At 46.0% G+C, this 7,690-nt stretch carries 6 protein-coding genes and 1 pseudogene; all 7 read left to right on the top strand.

Going from position 1 to position 7,690, the window contains the following annotated elements; translation table 11 throughout:
• A partial coding sequence (locus AC29Z1_RS10520; protein WP_488271419.1) for a cell division ATP-binding protein FtsE occupies positions 1-381 on the top strand: 381 nt, incomplete at its 5' end.
• The gene (gene ftsX / locus AC29Z1_RS10525; protein WP_488271420.1) at positions 371-1,258 is read left to right on the top strand and encodes a permease-like cell division protein FtsX; all 888 of its coding nucleotides are present in this window, start codon (positions 371-373) and stop codon (positions 1,256-1,258) included. The genes AC29Z1_RS10520 and ftsX, both read left to right, overlap by 11 nt.
• Positions 1,259-1,277: 19 nt before the next feature.
• Complete coding sequence (locus tag AC29Z1_RS10530; protein ID WP_488271421.1) at positions 1,278-2,399, top strand: murein hydrolase activator EnvC family protein; 1,122 nt, start codon at positions 1,278-1,280, stop codon at positions 2,397-2,399.
• 259 nt (positions 2,400-2,658) lie between these two features.
• The gene (locus AC29Z1_RS10535) at positions 2,659-3,795 is read left to right on the top strand and encodes a S41 family peptidase (protein WP_488271422.1); all 1,137 of its coding nucleotides are present in this window, start codon (positions 2,659-2,661) and stop codon (positions 3,793-3,795) included.
• Positions 3,796-3,853: 58 nt separating this feature from the next.
• Positions 3,854-5,095 carry a PDZ domain-containing protein gene (locus AC29Z1_RS10540; RefSeq protein WP_488271423.1) on the top strand — a complete coding sequence of 414 codons (1,242 nt, stop codon included), beginning with the start codon at positions 3,854-3,856 and terminating at the stop codon, positions 5,093-5,095.
• Between the two features lie 34 nt (positions 5,096-5,129).
• Entirely contained in the window at positions 5,130-7,208 is a 2,079-nt protein-coding gene (gene uvrB, locus AC29Z1_RS10545) for an excinuclease ABC subunit UvrB (RefSeq protein ID WP_488271424.1), read from the top strand.
• 107 nt (positions 7,209-7,315) lie between these two features.
• A pseudogene (locus tag AC29Z1_RS10550) lies at positions 7,316-7,690 on the top strand (excinuclease ABC subunit UvrA); the annotation flags it as partial.

The raw sequence follows: 7,690 nt of genomic DNA on the forward strand, positions 1-7,690 counted from the left end.
GCCATGCAGGTCATTGAAGCTCCCCGTCGTGAAATGCAAAAACGGGTACAGAATGTCCTGGATTTAGTGGGGCTTAGACACAAATTGCGGACCTATCCGTCAGAACTGTCTGGCGGTGAACAACAACGGGTGGCCATTGCTCGTGCCATTGTCAATAATCCGGCAATTGTTATTGCCGATGAACCGACAGGAAATTTGGACCCGGAAACTTCGTGGGAAATTATGAAGGTGTTTGATACCATCAACAAAGCTGGTACTACCATTGTTATGGCTACTCATGACAAGACAGTCGTGGATACCATGCGCAAACGGGTGATTGCCATCGAGAAAGGCCGTATTGTCCGTGACCAAGTGAGAGGGGTATACGGATATGAAAATTAGAACGTTCGAATATTTTGTGCGCGAGGCATTTATTTCGATTCGCCGCAATGGGCTCATGAGCATTGCTTCTGTAAGCACTGTTGCGCTATCGCTTCTGATATTGGGTATGTTTTTAATTATGGTTTTGAATCTCAATCATATGGCTTCCACCCTGGAAAATCAAGTACAAATTACCGTCTATATGGAAGACAACCTGTCTGATTTAGAAATGCGGGAAATTGGCACCCGGATTACACGGCTAGAGGGTGTTACTCAGGTTATGTTTGTGGATAAAGAAGAAGCCATGGAACGCTTCAGACAGCGGTTAGGAGAACAGCAAGGCCTGCTTTCGGCATTAGGAGATACCAATCCGTTACCTAATGCGTTTGAGGTTAAAGTGGACAAGCCTGAATATGTTAAACCAGTAGCCCAGGCGATTGGAAAGCTAAAAGGGGTTGAAACCGCTAAATATGGACAGGAAATTGTTGAACAATTGTTCTCGCTCACGAAAATGATTCGGATTTTTGGTTTGATTCTCATTGTTTTCTTGGCATTAGCCGCTTTGTTTATTATTTCTAACACCATCCGGATTACCGTTTTCGCCCGTCGCCGGGAGATCGGAATTATGAAGTATATTGGTGCTACTGATTGGTTTATCCGGTTGCCGTTTATGATTGAAGGTATGATTTTAGGATTTAGTGGTGCGTTATTTGCCGTTGTAATTCTTGGTCAGACCTATCGTTCACTGACAGAAAAAGTTTATGAGTCATTGGCATTTTTACCATTGATTCCACAAAATCCATTTTTAACTCATATTAGTATTTTCCTGTTGATTATTGGTACCGCAATTGGTGCATTAGGCAGTTCAATTTCCTTGCGCCGCTTTATGAATGTGTAGGCTTGAGGAGGGAGAGTTTTTGACAAGAAGGATATTATTTACTGGGCTGGCTTTTCTGTTGGGTATTAGTGTGGTAGGAACCGCGCTAGCGGATGAGATTGACCAAAAACAGCGTGAACTTCAGCATATTCAACAGCAGATGCGGGCGCAGCAAAATAAGATGGCTAAGGCGCAGCAACAGGTTGACAGCGTATCAGAGCAACTGCGGCTTATTCAGGGCGACTTAGATGCTGCAGTCGCCGAGTATAATGCTATTCTCAACAAGTTGGAAGCCACTGAGCAGCAAATAGCCCTGAACACGGAATTATTGGCCAAAGTGGAAAAAAATTTGGCTGAGCGCAGCCAAATCCTTAATAAGCGCATGCGTGACATCTATAAAAATGGACAAGTCAATTATTTAGATGTGCTGTTTGGCGCCACTGATTTTGTCGACTTTACCACCCGGGCTGAGTTATTAAAACGGGTGCTTAATCAGGATATGATGCTGGTTGCCCAGGTAAAGGCTGAGCGCGAATTGGTTATGCAGAAACGCGCTGAGCTGGAGCGGGATAAAGCCGCTATTATCGAACTTAAAGCAGAAGCTGCCGCCAAAAAAGCGATTATTGAAGCCAAAAAAAATGACCGAGAAAAAGTTCTCGAAGAGGCCGTATCTGAACGTGATACAGCAGAGCGGGCCTATCAGGAACTTATGGAGACTTCCCGCCGGATTGAAGAAATGATTCGGCGCAGTCAGTCAGGCGGTGCTCCTGAAGGTACTGGTGCCATGATGTGGCCAGCCGCTGGTCCGATTACTTCACCATTTGGCTGGCGGACTCACCCGATTTTTGGTACCCAGCGCTTCCACAGCGGTATTGATATTGGGGCCGATTATGGTGACCCCATTGCCGCAGCTGACAGTGGTACGGTTATTTTTAGTGGCTGGATGGGTGGTTATGGCAAAGCCGTTATCATTGACCATGGCGGTGGCATATCAACCCTGTATGCGCATAATTCTGAGCTGCTGGTGGAAGAAGGTTACCGGGTGTATAAAGGTCAAGTCATTTCCCGTTGTGGTACGACTGGTTATTCGACTGGTCCGCATCTGCATTTTGAAGTGCGGGAAAATGGTACACCTGTCAGTCCGATGGGATATTTGCCATAAGTGGAGATTGGCTTCTCGTAAGCATGATTGCAGCATTAGCTTATTGGATGGTAGTGGCAAGCAGGAAAAATTGTATAGCAACTTGTACCTATTTGCTTAGTAACAATCCTGTTTGCCGAGAATATTTACAGCCGTTTTGACATATAGTTAAAAGTATGAAAAGAAAAAAAGGTGTAGTCCGGAGGCAGGCGGCTGCTGGGTGTTGCAATAGGCAAGTCCCTGTAACCTTCCAACCCGCGACTCGTGCGAGGTGTGTAGATTGAGCCGCCGTAAGATAGTTTTTGGCGCAATACTTTTAGTTTTGGTGACATTTTTAGCTACATCGGCCGGGTTTTTATATTTAATGAATGCCTGGTCATCTGATGTGGTAAGTACACTCAGATTACTGAGAGCGTTGCAAGTCGTAAAGTCACGCTATGTTGAGGATGTGTCCATTGACACCTTGATGGCCGGGTCAATCAAGGGGATGGTTAATTCCCTGAATGATCCCCATTCCGTATATATGGACGCAAAAATGTTTAAAGATTTTATGATTGAAACCGAAGGTTCCTTTGGTGGTGTTGGTATTGTTATTGGAACCAAAGATAAAACGCTCACGGTGGTAGCCCCCATCGAAGGCACTCCTGGCGAAAAAGCCGGTATTAAGAGCGGTGACCAAATTATCAAAATCGATGGGCAGGATACCAAAGAGTTGGCGCTGGATGAAGCTGTCAATAAAATTCGCGGTCCTGAAGGCAGCAAGGTTGTGTTAACCATTAAACGTGGTGAGGAGATCAAAGACTATACCCTCACTCGGTCTAACATCCAGATTAAGACTGTTACCGGAAAAATGCTAGATAATCATATCGGTTATATTCGTATCTCGATGTTTAACGAACATACCGGGGATGATTTTATTCACAAGCTGCAAGAACTTGAAAAACAAGGGATGAAGGCCATTGTGTTAGATTTGCGGGACAATCCCGGCGGCCTGTTAAACGAAAGTGTCAAAGTGGCCAGCCAATTTGTCCCTAAGGGGCCGGTAGTCTCGGTTGTTACCCGGGACGGACAACGAGAAACACATTCTTCTAACCTGAAAGCACCGAAATATCCGGTAGCCGTCCTGATTAATGGTGGCAGTGCCAGTGCTTCCGAAATCGTAGCCGGAGCTATCCAGGATACGGGTGTCGGTACGCTTATTGGTACTAAAACCTATGGCAAAGGTTCTGTTCAGACCGTGATTCGTCTTGACGAAGCATCGGCCATTAAACTGACTATTGCCAAATACCTGACGCCCAAAGATCGTTCCATTAATGGCGTAGGTATTGAGCCTGACATACCGATTGAATTGCCTGAGGCGAGAGACAAAGATGTACAGCTTGAAAAAGCGCTTGAGGTTTTGAAAAGCAAATTATAAGCAGTAAGGTTGGTTTATAGCTATAAACCAACCTTATTGTTCATTGAGGTGAGACAGTTTGTTTCCATGGTCTGATATTACGCTACTCATTATTCGCGGCGCTTTAGGAATCGTATTTAATTTAAACTTTTGGCTGATTCTGGCCTTGGTTGGCTATCAATATTGGCAAATGCAAAAACGTCAGCGACAAATGTTTGGCGTATACAATTATTCCTTAACCCAGCAGATCTTGCTGGCTGGTGCGTATGGTCTACTGGGCGGCATGACCGCCAGTTGGCTGTTGACATTTGTCGGTGTCACAATCAATCAACTGGGCCTTGCCTACATTTGGCCAGTAGCGCTGGTATTGATGCTCATAAATATGCGGTTTCTGTGTTTTGCGTACGCGGGCGGTTTGGTGGCTTTGTCCCATGTATTGTGTGGCTGGCCTGAGGTCAATGTGCCGCAAGTACTTTCTCTGGTAGCTGTGCTGCATATCACCGAAAGCCTGTTGATTGCGATTAGTGGTGGGTATAGTTCCCTGCCGATGATCCTAAAAAACGAAGATGGGCGATTGGTGGGGGCTTTCAGTCTGCAAAACTTTTGGCCATTACCGCTTGTCATTCTTGGGGCAGTAGCTGTGCCTTCAACGACCACCGCTGGCGGTATTCTCAATATGCCAGAATGGTGGCCGCTGCTACCAGTAATGCAGGAAGCTCCGCCTGGTTCCACTTGGGTATATGTCATGGTACCAGTGGTAGCTGCCTTAGGCTATGCCGATATGGCTATTGCCAGCCTGCCCCAACAACGGCGACGGCAATCGGCATTGCATTTGGCTATCTATAGTATGGTACTATTAGGTATTGCATTATTATCGGCTACATATTCATGGCTGCAGATGATTGCTGCTGTGTTGTCACCGCTAGGACATGAGTATCTCATTCAGCGTGACAATCGGCGTGAACTCAGTGCTCCGCCTCGCTTTGTGCCACCCTCTTATGGTGTTATGGCGCTAGATACGGTGGTTGACACACCAGCGGCCCAAGTCCTTAAGCCCGGTGATATCATTACCCGGGTTGCGGGTATTACTATCAACAGCCGCTATGATTTAGGACTAGCTCTTGCTTATGCTCCAGAGCAATTCCCGATTATTTTTGAACGTGAGGGGAAAGCTGTGCTCAAAGAAATTCGTTTTAAGCGTGGTGAACGCCGTTTGGGAGTCATTCTAGTTCCCGAAGGCGATGAACAATTTTATGCCGTGATGAGCAAGGAAAGCTATGGACTTATTGATTGGATTCGCGATAAAATTAAAAGATTATAAAGTTATATTTTATTAACTAAGACAGGTGATCATGATGGCAACCGTACCTAAACTCAATACTGTTCACTATGAGGGCAGTATCCCGTTTAAAGTAGAAGCTCCCTTTGAACCGACAGGTGATCAGCCGGTAGCCATTGAGCAATTGGCTGACGGCATTAAGAAAGGGCATAGAGCGCAGGTGCTTTTGGGAGCAACCGGTACCGGTAAGACCTTTACGATAGCCAAAGTCATTGAGGCTGTACAAAAGCCAACCCTGGTTATCGCTCATAACAAAACCTTGGCTGCACAGCTAGCCAGTGAGTTTAAGGAATTTTTTCCGCATAATGCGGTTGAATACTTTGTGAGCTATTATGATTATTATCAGCCGGAAGCCTACATTGCTCAGACCGATACTTATATTGAAAAAGATGCTTCCATCAATGATGAAATTGATAAATTGCGCCACTCGGCTACCAGCTCGTTGTTTGAACGGCGGGATGTTATTATTGTGGCCAGTGTTTCGTGCATTTATGGTTTAGGTTCACCGGATGAATACCGAGGACTGGTGCTGTCACTGAGGCAGGGGCAAATCAAAGATCGGGACGAAATACTGCGCAAGCTTGTCGATATTCAGTATGAACGCAACGACTACAACTTCACCCGGGGTACTTTCCGGGTACGCGGAGATATTGTGGAAATCTTTCCGGCCGCCTATGGGGAAAAAGCCCTGCGGGTGGAGTTGTTTGGTGATGAAATAGAACGTATTTTAGAAATTGATACGGTTACTGGTGAAATTCTTGCTGAACGGAAACATATTGCTATTTATCCGGCTTCCCACTATGTTACCTCCAAGGAAAATATGCTGCGGGCTGTGCGGGATATTGAAGCAGAATTAGAGGAACGGCTGGCCGAACTGCGTGCCAATGGTAAATTGTTGGAAGCCCAGCGATTAGAGCAGCGGACGCGATATGATCTGGAAATGATGCTTGAGATGGGATACTGTTCAGGTATTGAAAATTACTCGCGACACATAACTCAGCGGCAGCCAGGAGAAACTCCTTATACTCTGGTAGATTATTTTCCGGAGGATTTTCTGATCGTTATTGATGAATCGCATGTTACGCTGCCGCAGATCAGAGCTATGTACGCCGGTGACCGTTCGCGTAAAGAATCGTTGGTTGAAAACGGCTTTCGCTTACCATCGGCGTTTGATAACCGGCCGCTGACATTTGATGAGTTTGTTGAGCGAATTAATCAGATTGTTTATGTTTCGGCCACACCGGCTCCGTATGAGCTAAAAGAAGCCAGCCAGGTAGTTCAGCAAATTATTCGTCCTACCGGACTCATTGATCCGGAAATTGAAGTACGGCCGATTAAAGGTCAGATGGATGATTTATTAGCCGAAATTAAGTTGCGGATCGCTGCCAATGAGCGGGTGCTGGTTACTACTTTGACCAAAAAAATGGCGGAAAACCTAACCGAATATTTAAAAAACATGGGAATTAAAGTAACCTATCTCCATTCTGATATTGCGACCATCGAGCGGGCAGAGATTATCCGGGATCTGCGGGCCGGGGTACATGATGTTCTCGTCGGGATAAACTTGCTCAGAGAAGGCCTGGATATGCCGGAAGTATCACTGGTTGCCATCCTGGATGCGGATAAAGAAGGCTTCCTGCGTTCCGAGACATCACTGATTCAGACCATTGGCCGTGCCGCCCGGAATGTTCATGGCAAAGTCATTATGTATGCTGATACCATTACGGAGTCCATGCGACGGGCAATCAGCGAAACCGAACGCCGCCGCGAAATTCAGATCGCGTACAATACTAAGCATGGTATTACGCCGAAAACGGTGGAAAAACGGGTAAAAGAACTTATCGAAACGACCAAGGTTGCCGAAGAGCCGGCTGCGTATACAGCCGATCGTATCGGCAATATGAAGCCTGAGGATATGCTGGAGTTGGCCAATCATTTAGAGAAAGAAATGCGGCAGGCATCCAAACAACTCGAATTTGAGCGGGCGGCTGAACTGAGAGATATGATTATTGAACTTCGGCAAAAAGCCGCAGCGCAGCAAGGAAAAACTACTGGAAAAGGCACAGGTAAATCGGGGAGAGGAAAGAAGAAATAGTCACTCCGGGATGACGAGGCTACCATTATCAGCAAAATACTGATATAATATATAAGAATAATTAATATCCATTGATATAAAGTATCCTATGGAAAGGGAACCTTACAATGACAGAGCAGATATTTATTAAAGGTGCCAGACAACACAATTTAAAAAATATTGATATAACGATTCCGCGTAACCAACTGGTAGTTATTACCGGACTGAGCGGTTCAGGCAAATCATCGCTGGCCTTTGATACCATCTATGCCGAAGGGCAAAGACGCTATGTAGAGTCGCTGTCGGCTTACGCCCGGCAGTTTTTAGGCCAGATGGACAAGCCGGATGTTGACTATATCGAAGGGTTATCGCCGGCCATATCCATTGATCAAAAGACCACCAGCCGCAATCCGCGGTCTACTGTTGGGACAGTTACTGAAATTTATGATTATCTTCGTCTGCTATTTGCTCGCGCGGGACGGCCGTATTGCCCTAAGTGCGGT

The organism is Sporomusa sp. (assembly GCF_057736855.1).